Origin of the sequence: Nitrosospira sp. Nsp2, assembly GCF_003050965.1 — a bacterium.
In the GTDB taxonomy this organism is placed as follows: domain Bacteria; phylum Pseudomonadota; class Gammaproteobacteria; order Burkholderiales; family Nitrosomonadaceae; genus Nitrosospira.
This window is the reverse complement of the sequence record NZ_QAOU01000001.1, coordinates 212,001-236,587: the sequence shown is the minus strand read 5'-3', so window position 1 is coordinate 236,587 and position 24,587 is coordinate 212,001. Positions and strand designations below refer to the sequence as shown.

Sequence of the window (24,587 nt, the reverse complement as noted above, 5' to 3'; positions counted from 1 at the left end):
AGCTGAAACCGTAATCGGGAGAACAAGTTGAAACGCGGATTTTATACTATCATGGCGGCGCAGTTTTTCTCTTCGCTGGCGGATAACGCGCTGCTGGTGGTCGCCATAGCGCTTCTGGTGGAATTACATGCTCCCGCGTATCTTACGCCGATGCTGAAGTTCGTATTTGTTCTGTTTTATGTGATTCTCGCGCCTTTTGTGGGGGCCTTCGCCGATTCCATGGCGAAAGGGCGCGTGATGTTCATCAGCAATACGATCAAGATCCTCGGCTGCAGTCTGCTTTTTCTAGCATCGCACCAGTACTTCGCCCTCGCCGCTTACGCGGTCGTGGGACTCGGCGCAGCCGCGTATTCCCCGGCCAAGTACGGGATACTCACGGAACTGCTGCCGCCCGAGAAGCTGGTCATCGCAAATGGCTGGATCGAAGGATTAACGGTGGCTTCCATCGTCCTGGGAACAGTATTGGGTGGGCTGCTGATCTCGCCCGCAGTCTCCGCCATGCTTCTGGGGTTCGACCTTCCACTAATTGATACGGGCATTAATACGGTCGCCGAAGCGGGTATTCTGCTCATCGCGGTATTTTATAGCACCGCCGCGATCTTCAATCTGTACATTCCCAATACGGGAGTTGATCACCGCATTCTGAAGAAAAACCCGATGTTTCTGGTGCACGAATTTAGTCACTGCATGAAACTGCTGTGGACGGACAAACTGGGGCAAATTTCGCTTGCCGTGACAACGCTGTTTTGGGGCGCGGGCGCAACCCTGCAATTTATCGTGTTGAAATGGGCCGATGCCGCTCTTGGCTACCCCTTAAGCAAAGCCGCGCAATTGCAAGGCGTTGTTGCCGTCGGGATCGCAGTCGGCGCGGTACTTGCCGCCCGCCTCGTATCGCTACGCCATTCCGTACGGGTGATTCCGCTGGGTATCGCCATGGGTATCGTGGTAATGGCGATGATCCTTGCGCACGATCTTTGGATTGCTATCGGGCTTTTAATGTTGATTGGCGGACTGGCTGGATTCTTTGTAGTGCCGATGAACGCACTGCTACAGCACCGGGGACATATACTGATGGGCGCGGGCCACTCTATTGCCGTGCAGAATTTCAATGAGAACCTGAGCATCCTTGCAATGTTGGCACTCTATGCGTTGTTGGTAAGCTTCGACGTCCACGTTTACACGGTAATCGTTCTGTTTGGTCTTTTCGTGGCAGTGACTATGACGGTGATACGACGGTGGCACCTGCGCAACCAGAGCATTGAGGACTCTCTTCATCTGATCGGCGCTCATAAAGGTCATTGACGATCGCTGCCGGGTCACAGAACGTTTGCGGCTGACAAACACGATGCGCTGTCTGATAACGCTATAAGATAACCGGTCTGTCGGTCAGCTCATTTTGCTGCTCACTCTGCTCTGAGGGAAAATGTTCCCGCAAATGCGCGCCGACAGCCCGGATTCCGGCAATCACTCCTGATTCGAACTTTCCCTGACTGAACGCGCCTTCCATTTCACGGCAGATAAGCTCCCACTTTTCCCTGCCGACTTTCATATTGATACCCCGGTCAGCGACGATTTCGACATCCCGGTCGGCGACCAGTAAATAGATCAGTACCCCATTGTTGTGCTCCGTGTCCCAAACGCCGAGTTGGGAAAAAACTTCTATCGCCCTCTCCCGCGCTGGTTGGTCCTTAAGCAAGGACAGAAGCTGCAAACCCGACTCAGCTGCGAAACGGATTTCTCCGCCATGGCTGACTTCAGATGATTCAATGGCCTGCTCAATCGCCACCAACGCAGAAGCGGGGAACAACCGACGCAGCGCCATCCGTCCCGCAGCAAGATGCCGCAGAATGCGCGCTAAGTTCACCTACCACCTCCCCGAGGCGCCGCCACCACCGAACCCCCCGCCGCCGCCACCAAACCCGCCTCCCCCACCAAAGCCACCCCTGCCGCCCATGCCGCCGCCATAACCGCCATACCAGCCTCCCGGCCCTCCTCGCGAAATTCCTCCGCCCGAATTTCCGAACAAGGTCAGAAAGAACGCAAGAATAGCAATAATTATCCCGACGAGAATGGACGAAAAGACCAGCCAGCCTATGAATCCCGCGGCGGCACTTATAACAGTGGAACCGATCACGCGTCCAAATAGGGACTGGAGGATTTTGCCCACGACAATGAGTGCGATAAATACGAAGATAATATTATCCAGAACAACGCCCACCCCGGTAGACACGGTACCGCGTCCTGGCTGAGGTGCCGGCAGCGACTCTCCCTCGATCACGCTCGTCACCCGGTCAATCCCGGCCTCAATCGCGGCTGCGAAATTACCTTGCCTGAGCATGGGAATAATTGTTTCTTCGACTATTCGCTTGGCTACCGCATCTGGAAGTACGCCTTCCAGACCATACCCTACCTCGATGCGAACGGTTCGATCCTGCTTCGCGATAAGTAGCAAAACCCCGTCATCAATGCCCTTTCGTCCCAACTTCCAGGTTTCAGCCACACGAATCGAATACTGTTCAATGGTGTCAGGATGAGTGGTGGGAACAATCAGTACCGCGATCTGGCTACCTTTTTTAGCTTCGAAGGCAGCCAGCTTTTGCTCTAATCGAGCGGTCTCGGTCGGGCTAAGCGTTCCAGTCAGGTCGGTGACGCGGGATCCGAGCGGCGGCACCGCAACTTCCGCCATTGACAGGGAGGTAAAGAAAAACAGAGCGATGAACGCGAGGATTTTTCTTCCAGTGAGAGTCATGTCGGAAAGGTTGAAATGTCGTCAAAAGGAAAAGGTAAGGCGTACATTGGAACCAGGAAGCGCAGCGGGATTAGCCACACATACCAGCAGTCAGCCAATCAGGTATGCTCGACCCGGCCGGCCACCCCGTTTCACCTCCCGCCGTTCGTTTATGGTCTGCTGAAATCGACCTTCGGTGCAGTGGATATTTCCTTCTCGTTTTCCACGGCGAAGCTGGGTTTCACCTTGTAGCCGAAGATCATTGCGGTAAGATTGGTCGGGAACGAGCGCACCACGACGTTGTAATCCTGCACCGCCTTGATATAACGGTTGCGGGCAACGGCAATACGATTTTCGGTACCTTCCAGTTGCGCCTGTAATTCGCGAAAATTAGCGTCGGATTTGAGTTGCGGGTAATTCTCGGCTATCACCAGCAAACGCGATAACGCGCTCGACAGTTCACCCTGAGCACTCTGAAATTTTGCGAACGCCTCGGGGTCGTTGATCAGTTCTGGTGTGGCCTGGATACTGCCGACCTTGGCGCGGGCATTGGTCACGCCCAGGAGTACGTCCTTTTCCTGTGCGGCAAAACCCTTGACTACGTTTACTAGATTGGGAATAAGATCAGCGCGGCGCTGATACTGATTCAGGACTTCAGACCAGCCCGCCCTGATTTGCTCATCGGTAGATTGCAAGGTATTGTAGCCGCATCCGCTCAAGGTCAGCGCAAGAAGCAATGTCACGGTCCGCAACAGATTATTCATGGGTTCATCTCTGGAAAGCGGTTTCACATAAATTACGTTCCTGAATTAGATGGGGATCAGTTCTCCAATTGCAATAGCGTGGTCATCGTACTTCTGGCAAAGCACAAGTCCTCCCACACCATTGCCTTGGCCGGCAGATTGCGGAGAAGGTATGCCGGATGGTAAGTGACGATGACGGGTATATCCAGATATTGATGAAGCCTGGCGCGCAGGCTTGAGAGACTGGCATTGGTATGCAGCAGATTGCTGGCGGCAGTTTTCCCCAGTGCAATGATCAGCTTGGGGCGGATGAGCTCAATTTGTCGCGCCAGGTAAGGCTCGCAACGGTCCGCTTCGTCGGGAGCGGGTTCGCGGTTGCCGGGCGGGCGGCATTTTACGATGTTTGTGATAAAAACATTCCGGCCGCGTTTCAGATCGATAGCGGCGAGCATGTTGTCAAGCAGATGGCCAGCCGGCCCAACGAACGGTTCTCCAGTCGCATCTTCCTGGGCACCTGGGCCTTCTCCCACGCACAGCCAGTCCGCGTTTGGGTCGCCGACGCCAAATACGGTACGAGAGCGCGACTCGCACAATGGGCATGCAACGCAACCAGCTACGCTCGCCTGAAGCTGTTCCCAACCCATCCGCAGAATTTCTGCACGCCGCTCTTTCAGCACATCGACGTGGGACGTATCGGCTTGTCTCGAGCCTGTCTGAACAGCAGAATCTTCGATTGCTGTCGGGCGGATATCAACCGCCTCAGGCCGGCCGGCATCCCTGGCTCGCCACAATGGCGTCAAGCCCAACTCGTCGAGCAACAGCTTGCGCCTCGCGTGCCTGGGGTCGCCTGTGCTCATAATACCAACTCCATCACCAACGAATCTTCCCGGCCCCCCATTGCGGGATAATAACCCCTGCGTTTGCCGATCTGCCTGAACCCGAGCCGCTCGTATAGCCGGGCAGCCGAGCGGTTGGACTCCCGCACGTCCAGAAACATTGTCCGCGCAAGGCGCTCGCGCGCAATGTGGATAAATTCCCGCAACAACCTTTCGCCCCAGCCCTTCCGTTGCGACCCTGAGGCGATACTGAGCGTCAGAAGATGGGCTTCTTCGGCCCCAATCGTCATGACGCCGTATCCGAAGACCTCCCCACCCTGTTCCAGAACAAGGCAATGATAGCCGGATTCAATTGAATCGCTGAAGTTGCCGCGCGTCCAGGGGAAAAGAAAAACTTCACGTTCGATGGCGACCACCGCATCAAGATCAGTCGGAATCATTCGCCTGATTCGCGGCATCTCCTGCAGTTGGGCGCTCATCGCTCCTTCTCCTTCAGAGCTACTTTATTTCGGACATAAAGTGGAGCGGCATCGGCAGGATCGATACCCAGCCCTGCTGCGAAACGGGGCGCTGCCAGTTCAACCATCGCCCGCGCATGGGGCCGCAGCCCGGGCACAATGTGGCGAACCTGTCCGCGATAACGGTCGAGCAAAACTTTATCATACAAGTCAAAACCACTGCCGCAACCCGTCCATTCGGTACCCTGCACCAGAGGCGCATTGCCCGGCTGGCACAGAGCGGGCTCGCTTACCGATCGCCATCCTGCTGCCGTCTTTTCGTAGGCTGCATGATAAATCTCGCTCATGCGCGCGTCTAGCACGGCAATGACTGACTTTCCCCCAGCCTCGTGCGCCAAGGCTTCCAACGTGCATATGCCCATCACCGGCAAGCCCACGCCAAACGCCAGACCCTGCACTACCCCGCAAGCGATGCGCAGGCCGGTGAAGGAACCCGGTCCGGCACCAAAGGCGATACCGCCCAGCTGTGCCAGTGTCAGCCCGGCCTCATTCAGTATCCGCTTTACCATTGGCAAAACCAGTTCCGAGTGCCGCTGTCCGGCAAGAAGCTCCTGGCTCGTTATTTCGCCATCCAGCAGCGCAACCGAACAGTATTCGGTGGACGTATCGATTGCGAGAATTTTCAACGCGTGTAAAAAAAATTAAAAATTAGGTTGATTTTATGCACCTTTTGGATGGAAACTTGTACTGCGAACTTACTGTCCTTATTAAGGCTGAGTCGCGTCCTTCCACTTTATCATATCGCATGGAGGAGTCATGAGCATCACGTGGATTCTCGTCGCAAACGCAAGCGCAGCTTATCTTTATGCAAATTACGGACCCAAGAAGGGACTACAGAAACTCAAGGAATTCAGGCACGACGCCAGCCGGGAAAAAAGGGTTGATCTCGTTTCTGATCGTCCCGGACACAACAGAAATAACGGCAACGGCCGCGGCTCTTATGTACCTGCCACTGATCCGAAACAAAATGAAGCTCAGAATTTTGCCTCGCGGCTTGCGCGGGAACTTGAGCACGGACGCACCACGAACAGCTACCACCGCTTAATCCTCGTTGTATCAGCGCCATTCATCGGCCTGATCAATAACAACCTGGGCAGCCATGTGCGCAACCTGGTAAGCGATACCTTTGAAAAGGATTACACTCGAACCAGCGAGAAAAATCTGGCAAGACGATTGGAAACCTGTATTTACCTCTGATATTTATTCCAATGACCAGCGGCCAACAGGAGCATAAGCAGAGCCGCCGCTGGTCTGTTGCGATTTGACAAGCAACCATTCCCTTGCCCGCCAGGTAATCGGCTCGGGCAACTCAGGCAAACTCCGGCAGAGAGCGTTTCTCATCAATGTAATGTGCGGCGCGTAAGGCCTTCGCTCCACCGAAAATCCGGCGGCTGAGACGCCATTTTTTAACCTCGTCACCAGATTGGAAAGTTCCGCGGGAACTTCGCGGGATGCGAGGTAAACGATGTGATTGTGTTTCCAGCAGCCGATTTCTTCGATACTAAAATCAAAAGCCCGCGCTCCGGAATTCCTGATTTCATCCGCCACCTGGCATAGTGCTGCAAGCCCGTCAGCATCAACCTCACCCAAAAACACCAGCGTAAGGTGAATGTTTTGCAGTTTAGTCTTCCGGCCGCCGCAGCGCGCCTCCAGCTGCAACTGTTCTATCAGCTTGCCCAGTTGCTTTTGCGTTTTATTGTCAGGCCAAATTGCAAAAAAAACACGAGCAGTTTGTTTCCTGATGGCATTACTTTTCTCGGTCGTCTGCATGATCCATCCGTGAAATCAGGCATACCGCTTCAGCCTCGATCCCCTCGCCCCGGCCAACGGGACCCAGACGCTCGGCCGTCTTGGCCTTTACATTGATGTCCCCGGCTTCCATTCCGAGATCCTGGGCAATATTGCCCACCATCCCAGCGATGTGCGACGCCATTTTCGGGGCTTGGGCAATGATGGTCGCATCAATATTGGTTACTTTATATCCATGCTCCATCAACAGACGTCCCACGCTTTGCAGCAGCACCCGACTGTCGATATTCTTGTAACGTGGATCGGTGTCCGAGAAATGACGGCCAATATCCCCCAGCGCGGCTGCTCCGAGAAGCGCATCGCAAACTGCGTGGAGCAGCACGTCCGCGTCCGAATGCCCAAGAAGACCCTTCTCGTGAGGGATATCGACCCCGCCGATGATAAGCTTGCGGCCTTCAACCAGCTGATGCACATCGAAACCTTGCCCGATTCTGAATTTGCTCACTATGCCTTCTCTCCGCTCCACTTCGGCAGCCCGTACGAAGCCGCAGCCGCTGCCGTTTTAATTATCAACGATTCTTAAGTATCAATTCGGCCAGGGCCAGGTCCTGGGGGTAGGTCACTTTCAGGTTGCGCACATCGCTTAAAACGAGCTTGGGGTGAAGGCCGAGCGCCTCAATTGCACCCGCATCGTCGGTCATCGCTGCACCGCCACTCATGCTCAAAGCCTCCAGCAGCAACTTGAAACGAAACATCTGGGGGGTTTGCGCCTGCCATAATTTTTCCCTGGATTCTGTGCGTTCAACGCGACCATTGGGATCGCTGCGCTTCAGCGTATCTGCCACCGGAACAGCGAGCAGCCCGCCCACCTCATCGTCAGCCAACTCATCCATCAATTTGTCGAGCTGTGCGTTTCCCAAGCATGGTCGCGCCGCATCATGCACCAGTACCCAGTCGTTATCTGCAATGGATGACATCAGGCGGGCAGCGCCAAGACCATTTAGGACGCTTTCGGCTCGGGTTGCGCCTCCGCATTCGAGAACCACCAGCTTGGGCGAAAATTCCGACCAGTCATGCCGAATCCATTCGCTATCGCCAGGTGCAAGCACTACGAAAACAGCGGATATTCGCGGGGAGTCGCAAAGCGTGCGCAAGGTGTAGGAAATCATGGGCCTGCCGGCCAGTGGCAGATATTGCTTGGGAAGTTCGTCTCCCATGCGCGAGCCATAACCAGCTGCGGGGATGAGTACGAAAAAGTTTGGCGTCAGAGGCACTGTCATTAATAAATTAAATATCCGTCCCGGATTTTTATTCTTTTTGATTGGTAAAGAATTGGTCCAGTGTCTTTAGCGCAAACCTCGCTGTTATGTAGCTACAATATTTTTGCAAGTCGTCGGACTTGTCCCGGTTCGCGAGGTCAGACACACTTTTAACACAGATGAAATCGGGCTTGGGCTCGCCCGATACAAATGCAGCGCTGTACATTCCGTAACACTCCATATCCACCGCTAGTGCTTTCCGATGCTGTTTTTTAAATAAGGCGTGTTTTGCTTTCTCCGCCACTACTGCACTCCCTGATACCATCGGACCACAATGCAATTTCGGTTCCTTAGGTGGTCGGTGGGCCTCATAGTTCAAATGTATTGGGCGCAACTCGGATTCAACACTGAGGGCCGCATCGACAAGAGATCTCGTAGCGGTGATCTGGTCCGGCGCTTGCTCAAATTCTCCATTCTCATTCCATTTACCGCTTTGCCAGTCCCAACTTTTCTCGGCAATCACCAAATCACCCAAGTTAAGACCGTGCTCAATACCGCCGCAAATTCCTGTCATCAAAATTACACGTGGTCGATATTCAGCGATTAAAGCAGACGTTGCTAACGCGGAGCTTACTGAACCCATCTGAGGTGCATGGGCAGCTACAAAATTGCGACGTTTGCCTCCTAGTAAGTAGCTACCACGACGAATTAACGGGCCTCCATAGCATGGCCGCTCAGATTCCCATTCACAAGGGAGATCTACGATAGCTCCAAGTTCTGGCTGCCGAAGTGCGACCAGAAAACAAACGTCAATATCGTAATGCTTAGCACGTGCGAGAGCATTTTTTATGAAGCTTACTGCATACTGAAGTGACTCCTTCCACGCAGTTTTTGCTAGATCAACAAATAATATTTGAAAGGTGAGTCGCCGAAACTCTTCCTCGGAATCGGCAAGCGCCGACTGATCCGCTGTAATACCGATAATTGTTCTAGGGGGAAAGATTTGGCCATCCTCGACTATTGTACGAAGTAACTCTAGCCCAGTTTCAGCCTTCGCCATAGCGTTCGTACGCAAAGGAAGCACTAAGTCGAGAAGCATTAGCTCAAACTGACCTTTGAGAGCCTCTCTCGCTTGCACAGCGTTAGATGCTATTGTTATAGATGTATGCGGAATCTCAAGAGTACCGAGATAGTTCACTATTGCGGAAACCTTCGCGGCATCATCATCGACCAAGAGAATTTTAAAAGCCAATTTATAGCTCTATCGATCTAGAAATTGCTGAGATTAACTCATTTCTCCAGTTGCCGCCCGGGCCAGAATAGAAGATAACTCCGAGAAATGCGTCACCAAACTCGGCTTTAAGCTCGTCCTCTAAGTCTTGTAGAGTTTTTTTGCTACCATCGTCGTTAATAAACTCGTTGTGCTGTGTTAGTACTAAGGCTTTTGTTCCCGGGGTAGCTGCCTCGATAAACCGTAATATTTCTGTACCCCCGAAGCTTTGTGGCTGCCCCCCCCCCGGCTTTGTCGACTATAAAGTCATATGTAGGTAGCGACATATCAATTAATGCGAAGTCGAAATTGCGAATCGAGAGTGTATTGACCGCGGACGAAAGAGAGCGCGAAACCGTAATATTGGCATCTCGAAATTGGTCTCTTACCAAACCCTGCACCGCTTGCAGTTTGTGATCATCATCCTCAACCAGCAAGAGCCTCGGGTTATTCATACGCATCATATGCCCCCCCTCGAGGATAAAGCTGAATGCATATCTTCACACCCCACTGATTCTCAGATTCGATACCAAAGTCAAATGGTGTAGGATATGCTGATGTATCTACCAAACGTGTCATGCTAGCTAGCTTAGCCATTCCAGATCCCCCTTCGGTAGTCAACAATTCGATCGGAAATTTTTTTTGTAGGAAGCGATCTCTTAATGTTTCTAACTTGCGGTGATCTCTTAGTTGTTCACGAACGTCAATGCTCAGGGGGCTAGATATATTTAGGAGCAAAACATTGTTCTTTTCATCAAATGACGCCGAAATTTTTACTTCATAATTGGTCGCCCCTAAACCCGAATGTTTCCACGCGTTCTCAAGAACAATATATAAACAATCGACAATTACTGATAAGCCATAAGCTGTCAATGGAAGAACTATCTCAAGTTCATTTGTAAAATTCACAAACGCGGAGAATCGACGATATACGTTCCTTGTTGCTGTTACAGCAATCTCTATCGCCTCATGAAGATTATATGTTTGCTGATCATAATTCTTTTCAAGAAGAAACCAATCAGCAGCTATATCACATTGTGACTTGGTAGCCGTAGCAAGTGTGCGAAGTGTACTGACGAGTGAAACTCCCGCCTCACCACAAGCGTTGACTGCCATGATCAACAAGTCAACTTCCATCTGCAAAGAATTTTTTACTTCTTCACGTATATCCCTCGATAGATGCAGTAGTGATTCTCGGAGCCCAAACCAGTAAAATTGAAAACATGTAGTTACGAATTGTTGAAATGTCGCTGCCTTCGCCAGCTCCGCAAGTAAGGGGGCAACGAATTTAATGTCGGTTGACACATAAATCGCGCCCTGTGGATGTTCTGCATTGCGGATTTGTATTCTATGGGTAATGAGTTCATCAAGTGTGGCGTTTACCCTTTGATTAAATCGGTTGATTGCAAGTTCGATTTCGGAGCGAAGGGCAGGTAACTCTAACGCGGGCAAATAGTTTGAAATAACTTGCGTTCCAGAATGTCCAATTAAACCACCTTGCTCTAAAGGGCTAAGAATCGTGCCTTTAAGCGAACCATGTCTAATTCTTGAGCTGAGATAACAATTAAGCCCGGCAGTTGGGTCAGTCAGGAAACGCTGCATTAGCCTCTCAACAAGCCCAACCAATAGCGCATTCGCTTCACTTAAAGGCTCTCTGGAAAGAGCTTTTAAGAAGTCCTCGGCCCCGGGCTCGAGCAAATAGCCTCGTAACAACGAATCAGCAACTATTGGTGCTCCCTGAGATAATTCGGAACGCTCGAGCCTTTCAAAATCTTGCGCAAGCTCCTTTTCAGCCCAACGTAATATCGCGGACTCATTTACAAATATGCGGAGTTCGTTGATGTGTTGTAATCCTTTCCATAATGTTTCCTGAAATGTCAAATTCTTGATCTCATCCGCGTACGCCTGTTCAGAACCTTCATCTAGCTGCAAGAGTAGTTGGAGGGTGAGTAAGCGCTCATTTCTCACGGCCTGAGTGGAATCCAAGTCCAACATTGTGAGGTTGTCATCGATCCAAACGTCGCGTAGAAACGCCGTAATTTCGCGTTTCCTGGCTTCCGTCAGCTCGTTCCAAATATCCACGAGCTTTGCTTTTTGACCGTTACCGTAAAATTTCCGGCAGGCCATCCGACAGATAAAGCCGATCTTGTGGTCTCCAGTAAATAAAAACGCATAGTGTGAGAGCCACCCAACCTTAATCGGATCAATTTCAGCAAAATCCTTCCATTTTCTTGTTTTCAGAAGATATTCTAGTGGTAACACTACAGCTAGTTTCTCATTATCGATAATGGCGTTGGCCGCCAAGGCAAGGGCAACCTCAAACTCAGTTTCGTCAGTCGCAACTCGCATTAGTATTTTTATAGCATGTCGTCTTGTATCACCATTGCTTGCTTGGAGTAATGTGGCAACACGTTTGGCCTCGGAAAAGCGGCCTGCGATAGCAAGCTCACGTCCGAGCCACGCCTGAAATAATGGGGGTAGGAGCGATAAGTCATCGGGATTTTGGTTAGCAATAACGGCGGATATCGTATTTGTAATCACAACGTCTGTAGCGGACAGAAGTTGATTGGCTGCCAACTTCTTTAGAAGTGGCACCAATGTTTCCGCGCGCATCCATAGCATTTCCCTAATCTCTATTTTTTCCGATATTAGACTGATCCAGGGGGATATGAGGTGACCCGAAAATAGATCTGCATATTGATTGGCCCCAAAATCGGCGACGGCGACGCCAAAACTAAAACCCCGAAGGTTGCACCTAACTTTGTAAGCCTAGTTATCTCATTTTCAGCTTTTAAACTTGAGGTTGAAATGGCGCGGATGTCTGAGGCTATGCTGGATAGGGTAGTGCCGCTCGCATACTCATCCATAAATTCTGCGGAAAGCTCTACATCGCCTCCCAAAAGGAGAACTTTAAGTTTATTCAAGTGTTGGACTGACTCTCCTTCACCTTGCTCATAGCTGTTAACGTCTACCGAGCCAAGCATAGTGCGTATCTTTGCCAACCTATGATCAGAAAAGCCAGCTTTGCATAATTGATCAGTGGCATCTAAAGCTGCACTACGAGTTGCTCTTTCCTTCGAATAAATTGCGACAGACGCACAAGCATCCACGAACGATTCATAGTAATCTGGCAAGCTGTTAAATATATCGGTAGCAAGAATGTTAGCCATGCTTTCTGGCAAATCTGAAATACGACCTGAGGCGCGGTATGAAAGGTATTCTTCGGTCGTCTTTTCTAGACCGAGGCGAGGAAAAATGTCATTACATTTAGATACAAAGCTTTCAAGCGAAATTAAAGAGTCGTTCCGATCATTAATTACTTGCGCCACAAGTGATGCAAGTCGAGGCCGCGCACTTTCTCTGAGGCGTTGGCTGTGTGTTTTTCGTACGTCGTCCCCATATAATAATTGCAACAACCCAAATTCAAGCTCTGTCGCCCAAAAGCTCCAACCCATCGTCTCAATGACTGAACGAACGCCAGCCGCCGCTGTTTCTAACTCTCCTTTTAAAAAATATGTCTGTAAGAGGTCAGCCTTTCTTAGAAACAAGTTGATGCCTTGCGAATAGGGGCATAACCATGCAGCAGCAAACGCTAACTCGTCTTTCAGAGCCAATGGGATTAAGGGTCTTTCCCAGCATAAATCAGCAAATCGTTGCTTACCCATGGCACCGTATTTATGCATAAATCGAGGTTTAGTTCGTCGCAAAGCGGCAACCAATATGCCTAGTTGTTCCGGAGGTACCTCAAGTCGTAACGTTTTTAAAGCTACTCGGACAGCATCTGGATTGTCTGGGCCCCCTCGCAACCTTTGCAGCAGACCTCCTTGATTTTTTTTGGACATTTATTAATTAACCGGTTAAACAAATACAAAAGGGCAGTCGTCTCGTATATTAAAAGATGGTTTGTTGCGAAGGGTATGCGTAGAGGCTCAATTCCGACTGAAATTGCAGCCAACCGATTAGCTAGTGATCAGCTCGATAAGTTTGCAAAACTGCAATACCAGAGCTTATGAAGGCACATAAGGGTGATAAAAGTTAAAAAGGGGCTTGTTTATGCTTTTAGAAATCGCCTCCTGTAAACCTTACGCGGTAAAGGGATAGGAGTGCACTGTTCAGAGGTGGCAGGGATATCAGCTTATTCCATGGTTTATCTAAAGTGAACGGGAGGAATAAACCTTCAAATCTACCTGAACATTGGAAATTGGTCAGCTAAGATCTAGTTGCCAAAATGAATCAAAGAATGTAGTGCGTTAATTGCTATGAGTCCGCGACAAGGCTTATTAAAGATTACAGAACGTCAGCTCGAACGCCACATCTTCTTCATATATTTTGGTTTTCTGTTTCGCGCCCGAAATGACGAACCGAATATTGAGTGCATACTTGTTGGCGCTGATTTCCGGCACGCACGGCAAACTCTCATCCACTTTCAGGCACAGCATATGAGCCACGCGGCCTGATCCCATCTGTTGAAACACGCCCTTGCGAGCGGTGTGGCGAGACGTTTTACCGCTGTTTCGCAACAGATGCAATACAATACTGAAGCCGTTTTCCAGCGGCAGCAATGGGGTAAGCCATTCGTTGAGATCGGCGCGACGCGCTGCCGGGTCCTGATGTAGCCAGTAATGATAGGACGGAAGGTCGAATTCGCATGCGCCCCCCGGTATGCCGACACGCTGCTTGATGCTCATCAACCACTCGTTGTCGCGCATGTGCTCCCCAATCTTGCCGGGCATGTTGAGCATGCTTTGAGAGGCCGCCTGGATGTTATCCATTACCTGGTTTAATACGCCCTCCGCGACATCCGGACTCCGGCGAAGCACCTCCAACGAGTGTTTCTGGCGCTCCAATTCCTGCAAGATATCCGATTTCATATCTGCGCGACTGGTTACATCCAGAATTTCAAACAGCGTGACAAGCGCGGAGTGATGCTCAAAAGTGTCGTCTTGGTCTGAAAAGAAGGACACTTTGTCAAACAGGTCCTCAAGCCGCAGCAACGTGCGGATGCGCTCATTGAGAGGATGTTCGTAACAGATCACGATTGCGGGCCAGCAACGGGGTAAAACAGGGAAGGATATCCGATATTGCCCGATAAAACATTATTTTACAACCAAATTGCCGTGCGATAAACGGACGCGAGCGCAGGAATTCAGCAGCCGGCGGCCAAAGCGATATATTTCCAATGCACTGCGTCGACCTGCCGCTCCAGATGCAACAGGTCCGTATCGTTGACGATTACTTCGTCCGCCTGTGCCAACCGTTCCTCGCGCGAAAGCTGTGTGGCCATGATGGTGCGCACGGTCTTATCGTCCATTCCGGGGCGACTGGTGGCGCGGGCAATTTGAGCGCATTCACTGCAATCCACCACAAGCACGCGTCGAATCATCCCCCGGTAACTCCCGGTCTCAAGCAAGAGCGGCACGACGATGATCGTGTAGGGGGTAGAGAGCAGCCCCACGCAGCGGGCCACCTCAGTTCGAATGAGAGGATGCAGGATGGCTTCGAGCTTGCGCCGCGAGTTGCTATCGCGAAATACCAGGTCGCGCATCTCTTTGCGGTTCAGCCCTCCTTCGGGAGTGAGGAAATTTTCGGAGAAAGCCTGCCGAATCATCGAAATCGCGGCGCCCCCCGGCTGGGTAAGCTGATGCGAGATCGCATCCGTATCCACAACGCCCGCACCCAGCGCCGCAAAACGCGTGGCCGCGGTCGTCTTACCACTGCCAATGCCGCCTGTGAGTCCAACCACTAAGGACATCGCTAAATCCAGCTGAAATAGACGTGATTAATTTCGTTACCCCAGAACAGCGCCACCATAGCCCCACCTGCAAGAAATGGCCCAAACGCGATGGGAGTGTGGTACCCATGTCTTGCAACCAGGATCAGGCCCAAACCGACGATAACTCCTGTCACTGAGGAAAACAAAATCACCAGCGGCAGCATTTGCCACCCAAACCATGCGCCTATCACAGCGAGCAGGTTGAAATCGCCATACCCCATACCTTCCCTTCGGGCTATGAATCTATAGCCGTGGTATACCAGCCATAACGAAAGGTAACCCGCAATGGCGCCTACGACTGCAGAGTGGATGTCGGTAAAGCCGTTACTCAGATTAACCAGTAGCCCGCACCATAACAGAGGCGAGGTGATGACATCGGGCAACAGTTGGGTATCCATATCGATAAACGCCAACGTGATCATTGCCCACGTAAAAACCAAAGCGGCGCAAGCAGCAAATCCGAAACCAAAATGCCAGGCGATGAAGGCGCTGAGAAAGCCGGTCAATAGTTCCACAACCGGATAGCGCGCGGAAATAGGCACACCGCACCGAGAACACCGGCCCCTTAAAATCGCGTAACTTGCAAGCGGGATATTTTCGAGTGCGCCTATCCGGTGACCGCAATGAGGGCAGGAGGAACGGGGGATGACGATGTTATAAGGAGGCAGCGCCTCTACCGGCTCCCCCCGGAACTCAGCACACCCCCGCCGCCAGTTCCGTTCCAGCATCTTGGGCAAGCGGTAGATAACCACATTCAAAAAGCTGCCGACCATCAAGCCAAAGATGGTACAAAACGAAACAAAAAAAATCTCAGAGCTTTGCAAGCCTTCTATCAGGGACATTAACGAACCTATAGCCAACCTCAGGAGTTTAGCAGCAGAGGAGCCTCGACACTTGGTACGCTTGCGCCTGGGCGCAAGTCCGATTGCTCATGAAGGATTTCGCGGGGGATCCACCCACAGGCTCCCTTCCCTTGCGCATTGGAACACGGATGAGCTATTAACCTCCGTGCACAGGGCCTGGTGGTACCCCCGGGAAAATTCGCACGACCTTGACCACTCGATCCTGAGTCTGAACGATCTCCACCGGATAACCGGCGATTTTAAGGCTAGTGCCGGCCTCGGGTATGTCCTGGAAGTATTCGAGAATAAGGCCGTTGAGCGTCTTTGGCCCACCCAGAGGCAAGTTGAGGCCAAGCTTGCGATTGAGATCTCGAAGCAGGCTGCTGCCTTCCACAATTATGCTGCCGTTTTCCTGCTTCAGGAATGCGGCATGCGATGGCGAATGCGTGGTAAATTCTCCAATAATTTCTTCAACGATGTCGTCGAGGGTTACCAATCCCATCCACTCGCCGTACTCGTCAACGATGAGCCCCACCCGCTCGCGGTTTTCCTGGAATAATTGCAACTGTGAAAACAGCGGCGTTCCGGAGGGAACAAAGTAGGGCTCACGCGTGATTTTGCCTAGCGTCGCCGCGGTGATGTCGCCACTTCTCATCTGGTTGAGCACCTTGCGCGCATGAATGATGCCCACCACGTTGTCCAGCGTCCCCCGATATACCGGCAAGCGTGTGTGATAACACGTTAACAGCTGGTTCTGGATGGTTACATCATCAGCATTGAGATCTATCGCCTCGATCTGGCCACGCGGCACCATTACGTCATCGACCGTGATCGTTTCCAGATCGAACAGGTTCAGCAACATGCTCTGGTGTTTCTTGCGGATGAAGTGCCCCGCTTCCAGCACCATGGTCTTGAGTTCTTCCATGCTGATCTTTTGCGTCGCATCCTCAGCCTGCGGCTTTAAGCGCAAAATGGTGAGCAATAACTTGACGAACAGGTTGATAAACCAGACTACCGGATAAAAAAGCTTCAGCAACGGTGTCAGCACGTAGCTTGACGCCAGCGCAATGCGATCAGGATAGGCAGCTGCGATCACCTTGGGCGTAATTTCGCTAAACACAAGAATGGCGAAGGTGACAGCTACCGTACCCAATAGAAGCGCCAGATCGCTGTGGCCGAAGAGCACGGAGACAATAACCGCGACCAGTGTAGCGGAGGCCGCGTTCAACAGATTGTTGCCAAGCAGTATGACGCCGAGAAGCCGGTCAGTATTCTCCAACAGCCGGCTGGTCAAACGGGCGCCGCGGTGTCCTTCTTTCGCAAGATGCTTCAACCGGTATCGGTTGAGGGCCATCATACTGGTCTCGGAAAGGGAAAAAAATGCTGAAAGAATCAATAGGACAGCCAGTACTGTCAGCAGTACATACAGCGGCAACTCTTCCAAGGGGAAACGCCTTTATGCAAATAGAAAGGGAGAGAACAAGATACAGGTTACCGGATCGACGCATTGCCGCGCCGCCGCATCGCCCGGCGGAGCGGTGGCTCGCGGAGATACGTACGGTCTTGCAGCGGGAGCGCCCATCGCGGCGTTCCCGCACCGCCCTCGCCCGGCTTTCTTGAAATCTGCCGGGAAGGCGCCGTTGTTTTCCCCTGTTCGCTTTGGCCGCAGAGCTGACGAAGCAGACCACTCGGGTAGCTCCATATCTTTCATTTGCGATGGCACCGCGGAGTCATATGTTTCTCCTTCGCACGGGGCAGAGCACGGACCCTTCGTCGTGTTTCTCACGATCGTCCCAATTTTACCGTTTTCACCCACATGGATAAATCCGGAGATTGGTTAGCACTTAGCGCCGCAAAATCACTTCCAGCACGAATTTGCTACCCAGATAGGCGAGCAACAGGATAATAAACCCGGCAAGGGTCCAACGGATGGCAATACGTCCGCGCCAGCCATAAAATTGGCGACCCGCCAATAGGGCAGCGAATACACACCAGGAAATGATGCCGAATAACGTCTTGTGGGTAAATTTGAGCGGCTGACCGAATACCTCCTCCGAAAATACGATCCCGCTGATGAGTGTCAGCGTCAGCAGTATGAATCCCACCCAGATGATGCGGAACAGTAGCGTTTCCATTGTCAAAAGAGGGGGCAGATTGGTCATTACGGACGGCATTGCCGGGTGATGCAGGCGGTGTTCCACCGCTGCCATGAGGAGGGCATGAAGCGCGGCAATGGTGAGAAGGCTGTACGCCAGCATCGCGATCGAGATGTGCGCCTTGAAGGCCGGGAGTTCCGTATTTGCCAGTGGTCGCAGGGAGGGAAACACGAGGGGAAGCAGTACCGCAATTGCTGCCACTGGCGCGACCAGGGTTTGCAACCCTTCCAGGCGATAGAAAAAACCTGACGCCCAGTAAATCACGGCGGTAAGCCATACAATGGAAGAAACCGCGCTACCGACGCCAAAATTTAATCCGGCACCAGCAAATATGGAGTCATAAAGGGTATAGCCGTGCAGCGCCAAGGGCACGAGAATGACATAACGGTCCCATCCGGCACTTATGGCTTCGCCACCCGCCAATTTCGCGGGGGCGTGCCATCGAGTGCGCCAAAAGTGCCACCCGATCAGTGCGTACAGCAGGAAGGCGGCGAGATACGCTAGAATACCGGACATTGATATTGCGGGCTAAAGCAGGAGTCCGTTTAGTCTACACGAATTTTTCTAGAGAGGCATTTTGCATGTTCGACAATCTTACCAACCGGCTCTCCGGGGTTATCAAGACGCTCAGGGGCGAAGCGCGGCTAACGGAAGACAATATCCAGGACGCGTTGCGTGAAGTGCGTATGGCACTGCTGGAGGCCGATGTCGCATTGCCGGTAGTCAAGGACTTCATCGCGAAGGTCAGGGAAAAGGCTGTGGGCAAGGATGTGGTTGGCAGCCTTACACCCGGTCAGGCTCTCGTGGGTGTCGTCCATCAGGAACTGATCACCCTTATGGGGGGGGAAAGGGCTGACATTAACCTGTCGACGGTGCCCCCAGCGGTCATCCTTATGGCTGGGCTGCAGGGCGCGGGAAAAACGACCAGCAGCGGCAAGCTTGCAAAGTGGTTGATGGAACAGAAAAAGAAAAAGGTAATACTCGTTTCCTGCGACACCTATCGCCCTGCGGCTATTCAGCAACTGGAGTTGCTTGCCCAACAAACCGGCGCGGATTTCTTCCCCATCCAAAAAGGGCAACAGCCAAAAGAAATTGCGGCGGCCGCGTTGAACTTTGCACGTACGCATTTCCATGACGTAATGATCGTTGACACAGCGGGACGACTGGCCATCGATGAGGCGATGATGCAAGAGATCCGTGAGCTGGAAACGCTTTTGCACCCAATCGAAACGTTGTTCGTCGTGGATGCGATGCAGGGGCAGGACGCGGTGAATACTGCCCGCGCGTTTGCCGAGGCGCTGCCGCTGACGGGAGTGATTCTTACCAAACTCGACGGCGACGCCAGGGGCGGCGCGGCACTGTCGGTGCTGCACGTTACCGGTAAACCGATCAAATTCGCCGGCGTTGCGGAAAAATTGACAGGCCTCGAGCCATTCCACCCCGATCGCATGGCGTCGCGCATTCTCGGCATGGGGGACGTGCTGGGTTTGATCGAGGAAGCGCAGCGCGGCGTGGATCAGCATGAGGCGGAAAAACTTGCAAAAAAGATGAAATCGGGCAAAAGCTTCGATCTGAACGATTTCAAAATGCAGTTTCAACAGATGAGAAACATGGGCGGCATGGGCGCCGTCATGGATAAACTGCCGGCGCAACTGAGCCAGGCCGCCCAGAATGTGAAAATCGACGACAAGGTGATGGGTCGAACCGAGGCTATTATCAATTCCATGACGCCTCAGGAACGCGCTAAACCCGAAATTCTGAAAGCATCGCGGAAACGCCGCATCGCCACAGGGGCGGGTGTCTCCGTGCAGGAAGTCAACCGCTTACTGGCGCAATTCGAGCAAGCGCAGAAGATGATGAAAATGATGAGCAAGGGCGGGATGACTAAAATGCTTCGAGGATTGAAGGGAATGCTGCCGGGAATGCGGTAAAAGCCATCCCGGATCACTCCGCTGGGGGTGCTTTCTCAAGGCCTGCCACCTTCGCGCCGGCCGCGATATTTCTGGTTCCGAACCAGCCGAGATTCGTTTCAAGCGCGTACTTTGCCACGCCTGCGGAACGATGTACCGTTGCCGTGCGAGGCATCATGTCCGCGATGTTGAGAATCACCCCCTTTTCATCCAGAAAGGCGACACTCAACGGAATATCCGTATTCATCATCCACATACTATGCTGTCCAGCCTGTGGAAATACAAACAGCATCCCGCTGCCTTCATGCAGCGATTGACGAAACATCAATCCACGCGCACGCGCAGCTTGGGTATTCGCGACCTCGACGGAAAGAACATGGCCTGAAACCTTGAGTTGGCGTAGTGGCAACTCGGCGCTGACCGCCCCCGAGAACAAAAAACAGACTAAAAGGACTGAAAGGCACCGCATCAATGCTTGCCGGTGCTGCCAAAGCCGTTTGAACCCCGGTCACTTTGCTCGAAATCATTTACCACGTTGAAAGCAACCTGTACCACCGGCACGATCACAAGCTGCGCAATCCGCTCCAACGGGTTTAGCAGGAAAGGAACTTTCCCACGGTTCCAGCAGGACACAAGTATCTGTCCCTGATAATCCGAATCGATCAAGCCGACCAGATTCCCCATCACGATCCCATGTTTATGGCCTAGACCGGAACGCGGAAGCACGAGCGCGGCGAGTCCGGGATCGGCAAGATGCATGGCGATCCCGGTGGGGATGAGATTCGCTTCCCCGGGTTCAAGGGTCATCACATGCTCAATGCAGGCCCGCAAATCGAGCCCGGCGGAACCAGGCGTCGCGTAGGTCGGAAGCAGTCTTTCGAGCCGCGGGTCCAGAACTTTCACATTTACTTTTTTTAACATGGTTCGGTCAGGAATTTTTCTTCTGCATTGATGCGATGTGTTTGACCAGACGCCGAGCCTGCACGAGCTTCGGCGCTTTCGGTAAGAAATGTCTGCCGGAGTCATCCAGGAGGGTCAATTCACATTCCTCGGACCCGATGGCCTCCTGGGCCAAATTCGCGACCAGCAGAGGCAACCTCTTCTTGCGGCGCTTCGCCTCAGCGTTCTCCTCCAGATTTTCGGTTTCCGCAGCAAATCCCACGCAAAAAGGCGCGTGCGGAAGACCCGCCGCGTACGCCAGAATGTCCTGGTTGGGCGTAAGCTCCAAAGTGATATTGCTACCCGTTTTCTTGATTTTATGTCCGCTGACGCGTATAGCGCGATAATCGGCTACGGCCGCGACGCTCACAAAAATGTCGGCCAGCGAGATCTCATTTTTGACAACCGCCAACATATCTTCGGCGCTCGTCACGCTGAGGAACTTTAAAGCTGAAGGGGGCTGCAGGCACACCGGCCCGGAAACGAGAATGACCTCGGCTCCCGCGTCCCGTGCCGCACGCGCGATAGCATAACCCATCTTGCCGGAGCTTAAATTCATGATTCCCCGGACTGCGTCGATCGCCTCGTACGTAGGGCCGGCGGTCACGAGTACCCGCTTACCCTGTAACAGCCTGGGCTCAAAAAAGGCGCGCACCGACTCAGCGAGTTCATATGCTTCCAGCATGCGCCCGATACCGGTCTCACCGCATGCCTGGGGGCCGCTGCCTGGCCCAAGTATCGTTAATCCGTCACGCTCCAGCATATCGATGTTGCGCTGCGTCGCGGCGTTTTCCCACATTTGCCTATTCATCGCCGGCGCGATCAGCAAAGGACAGTCGCGCGCGAGACATAGTGTTGAGAGCAGATCATCGGCGAGACCATGCGTAAGCTTGGCAATAAAATCCGCGCTTGCGGGGGCAACCAGAATAGCGTCTGCGTTGCGCGAGAGATCGATATGCGCCATGCCATTGGGCAAACGCTCGTCCCAGAGCTCGGTCAACACCGGCTTTCCGGTCAATGCCTGCAAGGTCGCTGTGCCGACGAAATGGCACGCCGAACGGGTCATCACCGCCTGCACGTCCACCCCGTCATGCATGAGAAGTCGCGCCAGTTCGGCGGCCTTATATGCCGCCACCCCGCCGGTCAGGCCGAGGATCAGCCTGATCCGGGGCAAGGATGTATCAGTCATTTACAGGAATCGATTTGCCGAGAAGCTCAAGTTTAACCCAGAAACGACGTTTCATTGCAGTGGCGGCGCGGTGTGCCGCTAATACTTAATAGCGTTGGCGAACTTCCACATCATGGCAATTCCAGACTGGCCCGAATCTGAACGTCCACGCGAGAAACTGCTAAAAAATGGCGCTGCCAACCTTTCCGATGCGGAACTTCTCGCGATATTCCTGCGCACGGGCATTGCCGGAAAAAGCGCAGTCGATCTGGCACGAGAACTGCTCACTTGCTTTAATGGCTTGACCGGGTTGTTCTCTGCAGATCAAATCGCTTTTTGCGCAGTACCTGGAATGGGGCCGGCAAAATATGCCCAACTACAGGCAGTTCTGGAAATGGCCCGACGTGCGCTTGAAGAGAAAATGAAAAGCGGCGACGCCATGAGTTCGCCACAGTCGGTGCGCGACTATTTACGTCTCACTCTTCAGGGCAAAAAGCACGAGATTTTTGTAGGCATTTTTCTCGACGCGCAGAATCGCACTATCGCCGCCGAAGAATTATTCAAGGGGACGCTTACCCAAACCAGCGTATACCCGCGCGAGGTGGTGAAAAGAGCCCTCCATCATAATGCCGCTGCGATAATTTTCGCACATAACCATCCCTCTGGACTAGCGGAGCCAAGCCGGGCAGACGAGATACTGACTCAATCGCTGAAGCAGGCGCTTGCGCTGGTGGATGTGAACGTGCTGGACCATTTTATTGTGGGCGGAGGAACGGCCATGTCCTTTGCCGAGCGCGGATTGATATGAATTGAGGAAATGCGTGAATTCGGGTTATAATGTTTGTTTAGGATTTTGGAGCACCATCATGGCACGAGTATGCGAAGTCACCGGAAAGAAACCTGTTACCGGTCACCATGTTTCCCATGCGAACAACAAGACCAAGCGTCGCTTTCTGCCCAATCTGCAGCACCGCCGCTTCTGGGTTGAGAGCGAGAAGCGCTGGATCAGCCTGCGTTTGTCTAATGCTGCGCTGCGCACCATAGACAAGAATGGCATTGACGCAGTGCTTGCTGAAATGCGGGCGCGGAAACAGCATGTAACCAACCAATAAGACAGTTTCTAGGCTGGGAAATATAAGGACACATTAATATGCGAGAAAAAATAAAGCTTGAATCTTCCGCGGGAACAGGTCACTTCTACACGACCACGAAGAACAAGCGTACGACGCCCGAGAAGATCGAGATTCTTAAATTCGATCCGGTAGTGCGCAAGCACGTCAAGTACAAGGAAACGAAACTCAAGTAATATCTGTCGTCACCGACAGGGGGATAAGGCCGGCCAATGAACAAGCCCGGATAAGCCAAGAGAACCCATCGAACGAGTCGGCAAAGTATTCAACCAGAAAAAAACCCGCCAGTGGCGGGTTTTTTTATTTAAGCCTGTTTTGCTTGATCATGCGTAGCAACGGAGTCTGCGGGAAAAGTTTTGCAGAACTTCGATGCCGCTTTCCTCGGCACGATGGCACCAGTCCTCTAACTGCTTCACCAGTTCATCCTTGGACATGGTCGAGCGTTGCCATACTGCCGTGAGTTCCTCACGCATTTTATAAACCTTGTCCAGCGTCGTAGTCTTGCTCAGCACCAGATTCAGTTTTACGCGCTCTTCTTCTTGCAAAGTTTTGGAATCGGCAAGCACCCAGCGTTTAAGGGTAGAGCGGTCGACGTCAAGAGACGCTTCTTTCAGATGGTCGATTTCTTTTGCAAGAGTATGTTTCAGAAACTGGGCATACTTTGCCAGGACTTCGTAGCGATGGGAAATGACCGCCTGCAGTGTATCAAGGTCGCATTTCGTTTTTGCGGCATCGAGCCGTAGTTTTGGTGCGACCTTCTTGACTTGAGCCAGCCCCAGCGTCTCAAGTATGCATATATACATCCAGCCGATGTCAAACTCGTACCATTTGTTGGACAAACGGGCGGAGGTGGCATACGCGTGATGATTATTGTGCAATTCCTCCCCGCCGATGAGAATTCCCCAGGGAACAACATTACGGCTTGCGTCTTCTGCCTGAAAATTGCGATAACCCCAGAAGTGGCCTACGCCGTTAATGATACCGGCTGCAAAAATCGGAGCCCATGCCATCTGTATGGCCCAGATCGTCAATCCGATGGGGCCGAACAGGATGAAATTGATGATCAGCATCAGCGCGACGCCTTTACGACTGTGCTTGTAGTAGAGATTCCGCTCCAGCCAGTCGTCCGGGGTGCCGTGACCATATCTTTCCAGCGTTTCCTTGTTCTTGGCTTCCGCCCGGTATAGTTCCGACCCTTCTCTAAGGACCTTCCTGATACCAACAACCTGCGGGCTGTGAGGATCATCCACAGTTTCGCACTTGGCGTGGTGCTTGCGATGTATCGCCGTCCACTCCTTGGTCACCATACCCGTGGTAAGCCACAGCCAGAAACGGAAAAAATGGCTGGGCAAAGGATGCAATTCCAGTGAACGGTGAGCCTGATGGCGGTGTAAATATATCGTGATGCCGGCGATTGTTATGTGGGTAAGACCCAGGATAACCAGAACGTAGCCCCACCAGGGTAAGTCGATCAGACCTAAAGTCATGTATTTACAAACCTTTTTTGAATAAATTACCGAAGGAAAACCATACGGGAATGTAAAGAAAAATGAGCGAATAGTCAAG

Annotated in this window: 27 protein-coding genes; 6 read left to right on the top strand and 21 right to left on the bottom strand. The window is 52.4% G+C overall.

Annotated elements, in window-relative coordinates; all coding sequences use genetic code 11:
- The first annotated feature begins 27 nt into the window (after positions 1 to 27).
- Positions 28 to 1,302 carry a lysophospholipid transporter LplT gene (gene lplT, locus C8R31_RS01070; protein ID WP_107692240.1) on the top strand — a complete coding sequence of 425 codons (1,275 nt, stop codon included), beginning with the start codon at positions 28 to 30 and terminating at the stop codon, positions 1,300 to 1,302.
- 61 nt (positions 1,303 to 1,363) lie between these two features.
- Here the strand turns inward: lplT and C8R31_RS01065 are convergent, their stop codons facing one another.
- The 6 genes from C8R31_RS01065 to tsaB form a co-directional block, all read right to left on the bottom strand.
- Positions 1,364 to 1,864: a TPM domain-containing protein gene (locus tag C8R31_RS01065; RefSeq protein WP_107692239.1), complete on the bottom strand. Its 501-nt coding sequence runs from the start codon at positions 1,862 to 1,864 to the stop codon at positions 1,364 to 1,366.
- Complete coding sequence (locus C8R31_RS01060; protein WP_107692238.1) at positions 1,865 to 2,749, bottom strand: YgcG family protein; 885 nt, start codon at positions 2,747 to 2,749, stop codon at positions 1,865 to 1,867.
- Positions 2,750 to 2,898: 149 nt separating this feature from the next.
- Positions 2,899 to 3,492, bottom strand: a complete 594-nt coding sequence (locus C8R31_RS01055; RefSeq protein ID WP_107692778.1) for a LemA family protein — start codon at positions 3,490 to 3,492, stop codon at positions 2,899 to 2,901.
- Between the two features lie 56 nt (positions 3,493 to 3,548).
- Positions 3,549 to 4,328 carry a uracil-DNA glycosylase family protein gene (locus C8R31_RS01050; RefSeq protein WP_107692237.1) on the bottom strand — a complete coding sequence of 260 codons (780 nt, stop codon included), beginning with the start codon at positions 4,326 to 4,328 and terminating at the stop codon, positions 3,549 to 3,551.
- On the bottom strand, positions 4,325 to 4,786 hold the full coding sequence (gene rimI / locus C8R31_RS01045) for a ribosomal protein S18-alanine N-acetyltransferase (RefSeq protein ID WP_107692236.1): 462 nt from the start codon (positions 4,784 to 4,786) through the stop codon (positions 4,325 to 4,327). Before rimI ends, C8R31_RS01050 begins: the two co-directional genes overlap by 4 nt.
- Positions 4,783 to 5,451, bottom strand: a complete 669-nt coding sequence (gene tsaB / locus C8R31_RS01040; protein WP_107692235.1) for a tRNA (adenosine(37)-N6)-threonylcarbamoyltransferase complex dimerization subunit type 1 TsaB — start codon at positions 5,449 to 5,451, stop codon at positions 4,783 to 4,785. Before tsaB ends, rimI begins: the two co-directional genes overlap by 4 nt.
- A 130-nt stretch (positions 5,452 to 5,581) precedes the next feature.
- Here tsaB and C8R31_RS01035 point away from each other — a divergent pair, with 130 nt between their 5' ends.
- Entirely contained in the window at positions 5,582 to 6,022 is a 441-nt protein-coding gene (locus C8R31_RS01035) for a host attachment protein (protein WP_107692234.1), read from the top strand.
- Positions 6,023 to 6,025: 3 nt separating this feature from the next.
- Here C8R31_RS01035 and thpR read toward each other — a convergent pair whose 3' ends face one another.
- The 11 genes from thpR to C8R31_RS00975 all read right to left on the bottom strand — a co-directional run bounded on the left by thpR (position 6,026) and on the right by C8R31_RS00975 (position 18,390).
- Positions 6,026 to 6,595 carry an RNA 2',3'-cyclic phosphodiesterase gene (gene thpR, locus C8R31_RS01030; RefSeq protein ID WP_107692233.1) on the bottom strand — a complete coding sequence of 190 codons (570 nt, stop codon included), beginning with the start codon at positions 6,593 to 6,595 and terminating at the stop codon, positions 6,026 to 6,028.
- A complete protein-coding gene (gene ispF, locus C8R31_RS01025) occupies positions 6,573 to 7,079 on the bottom strand; it encodes a 2-C-methyl-D-erythritol 2,4-cyclodiphosphate synthase (RefSeq protein ID WP_107692232.1) in 507 nt (168 codons plus the stop codon). Before ispF ends, thpR begins: the two co-directional genes overlap by 23 nt.
- Positions 7,080 to 7,143: 64 nt before the next feature.
- Positions 7,144 to 7,854, bottom strand: a complete 711-nt coding sequence (gene ispD, locus C8R31_RS01020) for a 2-C-methyl-D-erythritol 4-phosphate cytidylyltransferase (RefSeq protein ID WP_107692231.1) — start codon at positions 7,852 to 7,854, stop codon at positions 7,144 to 7,146.
- 28 nt (positions 7,855 to 7,882) lie between these two features.
- Positions 7,883 to 9,085, bottom strand: a complete 1,203-nt coding sequence (locus C8R31_RS01015) for a 5'-methylthioadenosine/S-adenosylhomocysteine nucleosidase (protein WP_107692230.1) — start codon at positions 9,083 to 9,085, stop codon at positions 7,883 to 7,885.
- 465 nt (positions 9,086 to 9,550) lie between these two features.
- Entirely contained in the window at positions 9,551 to 11,716 is a 2,166-nt protein-coding gene (locus tag C8R31_RS01005) for a hypothetical protein (protein ID WP_146164521.1), read from the bottom strand.
- A 35-nt stretch (positions 11,717 to 11,751) separates the two neighbouring features.
- A complete protein-coding gene (locus C8R31_RS01000; RefSeq protein WP_146164520.1) occupies positions 11,752 to 12,945 on the bottom strand; it encodes a hypothetical protein in 1,194 nt (397 codons plus the stop codon).
- A 438-nt stretch (positions 12,946 to 13,383) separates the two neighbouring features.
- Complete coding sequence (gene zapD / locus C8R31_RS00995) at positions 13,384 to 14,139, bottom strand: cell division protein ZapD (protein WP_107692226.1); 756 nt, start codon at positions 14,137 to 14,139, stop codon at positions 13,384 to 13,386.
- A gap of 110 nt (positions 14,140 to 14,249) precedes the next feature.
- A complete protein-coding gene (gene coaE, locus C8R31_RS00990) occupies positions 14,250 to 14,855 on the bottom strand; it encodes a dephospho-CoA kinase (protein ID WP_107692225.1) in 606 nt (201 codons plus the stop codon).
- Positions 14,856 to 14,857: 2 nt separating this feature from the next.
- On the bottom strand, positions 14,858 to 15,718 hold the full coding sequence (locus C8R31_RS00985) for an A24 family peptidase (RefSeq protein ID WP_107692224.1): 861 nt from the start codon (positions 15,716 to 15,718) through the stop codon (positions 14,858 to 14,860).
- Positions 15,719 to 15,875: 157 nt separating this feature from the next.
- Complete coding sequence (locus C8R31_RS00980; protein WP_107692223.1) at positions 15,876 to 17,162, bottom strand: HlyC/CorC family transporter; 1,287 nt, start codon at positions 17,160 to 17,162, stop codon at positions 15,876 to 15,878.
- Between the two features lie 400 nt (positions 17,163 to 17,562).
- Positions 17,563 to 18,390 (bottom strand): inner membrane protein YpjD, encoded by an 828-nt coding sequence (locus tag C8R31_RS00975; RefSeq protein ID WP_107692222.1) that lies wholly within the window; start codon positions 18,388 to 18,390, stop codon positions 17,563 to 17,565.
- A gap of 65 nt (positions 18,391 to 18,455) precedes the next feature.
- Between C8R31_RS00975 and ffh the strand changes: the two genes are divergently transcribed.
- Positions 18,456 to 19,805, top strand: coding sequence for a signal recognition particle protein (ffh, locus tag C8R31_RS00970; protein WP_107692221.1), 1,350 nt, complete (start codon positions 18,456 to 18,458; stop codon positions 19,803 to 19,805).
- A gap of 13 nt (positions 19,806 to 19,818) precedes the next feature.
- Here ffh and C8R31_RS00965 read toward each other — a convergent pair whose 3' ends face one another.
- From C8R31_RS00965 to coaBC, 3 genes are read right to left on the bottom strand one after another with little or no spacing between them, the layout of a single operon-like run.
- On the bottom strand, positions 19,819 to 20,253 hold the full coding sequence (locus tag C8R31_RS00965; protein ID WP_107692220.1) for a DUF192 domain-containing protein: 435 nt from the start codon (positions 20,251 to 20,253) through the stop codon (positions 19,819 to 19,821).
- Entirely contained in the window at positions 20,253 to 20,705 is a 453-nt protein-coding gene (gene dut / locus C8R31_RS00960) for a dUTP diphosphatase (RefSeq protein ID WP_107692219.1), read from the bottom strand. The genes C8R31_RS00965 and dut overlap by 1 nt, the downstream gene beginning before the upstream one ends.
- 7 nt (positions 20,706 to 20,712) lie before the next feature.
- Positions 20,713 to 21,912 (bottom strand): bifunctional phosphopantothenoylcysteine decarboxylase/phosphopantothenate--cysteine ligase CoaBC, encoded by a 1,200-nt coding sequence (gene coaBC / locus C8R31_RS00955; RefSeq protein ID WP_107692218.1) that lies wholly within the window; start codon positions 21,910 to 21,912, stop codon positions 20,713 to 20,715.
- 112 nt (positions 21,913 to 22,024) lie between these two features.
- Here coaBC and radC point away from each other — a divergent pair, with 112 nt between their 5' ends.
- The 3 genes from radC to rpmG are packed head-to-tail and all read left to right on the top strand — an operon-like array spanning position 22,025 to position 23,197.
- Positions 22,025 to 22,699: a DNA repair protein RadC gene (gene radC / locus C8R31_RS00950; protein ID WP_107692217.1), complete on the top strand. Its 675-nt coding sequence runs from the start codon at positions 22,025 to 22,027 to the stop codon at positions 22,697 to 22,699.
- A gap of 58 nt (positions 22,700 to 22,757) precedes the next feature.
- Positions 22,758 to 23,003, top strand: coding sequence for a 50S ribosomal protein L28 (gene rpmB / locus C8R31_RS00945; protein WP_107692216.1), 246 nt, complete (start codon positions 22,758 to 22,760; stop codon positions 23,001 to 23,003).
- Positions 23,004 to 23,041: 38 nt separating this feature from the next.
- On the top strand, positions 23,042 to 23,197 hold the full coding sequence (gene rpmG, locus C8R31_RS00940; RefSeq protein WP_107692215.1) for a 50S ribosomal protein L33: 156 nt from the start codon (positions 23,042 to 23,044) through the stop codon (positions 23,195 to 23,197).
- Between the two features lie 147 nt (positions 23,198 to 23,344).
- Here rpmG and C8R31_RS00935 read toward each other — a convergent pair whose 3' ends face one another.
- On the bottom strand, positions 23,345 to 24,508 hold the full coding sequence (locus tag C8R31_RS00935; protein ID WP_107692214.1) for a fatty acid desaturase: 1,164 nt from the start codon (positions 24,506 to 24,508) through the stop codon (positions 23,345 to 23,347).
- Between the last annotated feature and the right edge of the window lie 79 nt (positions 24,509 to 24,587).

What these genes read in the sequence shown, in the direction of transcription:
- C8R31_RS01060 (WP_107692238.1), bottom strand. Translation starts at nt 2,749, where the DNA reads ATGACTCTCACTGGAAGAAAAATCCTCGCGTTCATCGCTCTGTTTTTC.
- C8R31_RS01055 (WP_107692778.1), bottom strand. Translation starts at nt 3,492, where the DNA reads ATGAATAATCTGTTGCGGACCGTGACATTGCTTCTTGCGCTGACCTTG.
- C8R31_RS01050 (WP_107692237.1), bottom strand. Translation starts at nt 4,328, where the DNA reads ATGAGCACAGGCGACCCCAGGCACGCGAGGCGCAAGCTGTTGCTCGAC.
- rimI (WP_107692236.1), bottom strand. Translation starts at nt 4,786, where the DNA reads ATGAGCGCCCAACTGCAGGAGATGCCGCGAATCAGGCGAATGATTCCG.
- C8R31_RS01035 (WP_107692234.1), top strand. Translation starts at nt 5,582, where the DNA reads ATGAGCATCACGTGGATTCTCGTCGCAAACGCAAGCGCAGCTTATCTT.
- thpR (WP_107692233.1), bottom strand. Translation starts at nt 6,595, where the DNA reads ATGCAGACGACCGAGAAAAGTAATGCCATCAGGAAACAAACTGCTCGT.
- ispD (WP_107692231.1), bottom strand. Translation starts at nt 7,854, where the DNA reads ATGACAGTGCCTCTGACGCCAAACTTTTTCGTACTCATCCCCGCAGCT.
- C8R31_RS01005 (WP_146164521.1), bottom strand. Translation starts at nt 11,716, where the DNA reads ATGCGCGCGGAAACATTGGTGCCACTTCTAAAGAAGTTGGCAGCCAAT.
- C8R31_RS01000 (WP_146164520.1), bottom strand. Translation starts at nt 12,945, where the DNA reads ATGTCCAAAAAAAATCAAGGAGGTCTGCTGCAAAGGTTGCGAGGGGGC.
- coaE (WP_107692225.1), bottom strand. Translation starts at nt 14,855, where the DNA reads ATGTCCTTAGTGGTTGGACTCACAGGCGGCATTGGCAGTGGTAAGACG.
- C8R31_RS00985 (WP_107692224.1), bottom strand. Translation starts at nt 15,718, where the DNA reads ATGTCCCTGATAGAAGGCTTGCAAAGCTCTGAGATTTTTTTTGTTTCG.
- C8R31_RS00975 (WP_107692222.1), bottom strand. Translation starts at nt 18,390, where the DNA reads ATGTCCGGTATTCTAGCGTATCTCGCCGCCTTCCTGCTGTACGCACTG.
- ffh (WP_107692221.1), top strand. Translation starts at nt 18,456, where the DNA reads ATGTTCGACAATCTTACCAACCGGCTCTCCGGGGTTATCAAGACGCTC.
- C8R31_RS00965 (WP_107692220.1), bottom strand. Translation starts at nt 20,253, where the DNA reads ATGCGGTGCCTTTCAGTCCTTTTAGTCTGTTTTTTGTTCTCGGGGGCG.
- dut (WP_107692219.1), bottom strand. Translation starts at nt 20,705, where the DNA reads ATGTTAAAAAAAGTAAATGTGAAAGTTCTGGACCCGCGGCTCGAAAGA.
- coaBC (WP_107692218.1), bottom strand. Translation starts at nt 21,912, where the DNA reads ATGACTGATACATCCTTGCCCCGGATCAGGCTGATCCTCGGCCTGACC.
- radC (WP_107692217.1), top strand. Translation starts at nt 22,025, where the DNA reads ATGGCAATTCCAGACTGGCCCGAATCTGAACGTCCACGCGAGAAACTG.
- rpmB (WP_107692216.1), top strand. Translation starts at nt 22,758, where the DNA reads ATGGCACGAGTATGCGAAGTCACCGGAAAGAAACCTGTTACCGGTCAC.
- rpmG (WP_107692215.1), top strand. Translation starts at nt 23,042, where the DNA reads ATGCGAGAAAAAATAAAGCTTGAATCTTCCGCGGGAACAGGTCACTTC.
- C8R31_RS00935 (WP_107692214.1), bottom strand. Translation starts at nt 24,508, where the DNA reads ATGACTTTAGGTCTGATCGACTTACCCTGGTGGGGCTACGTTCTGGTT.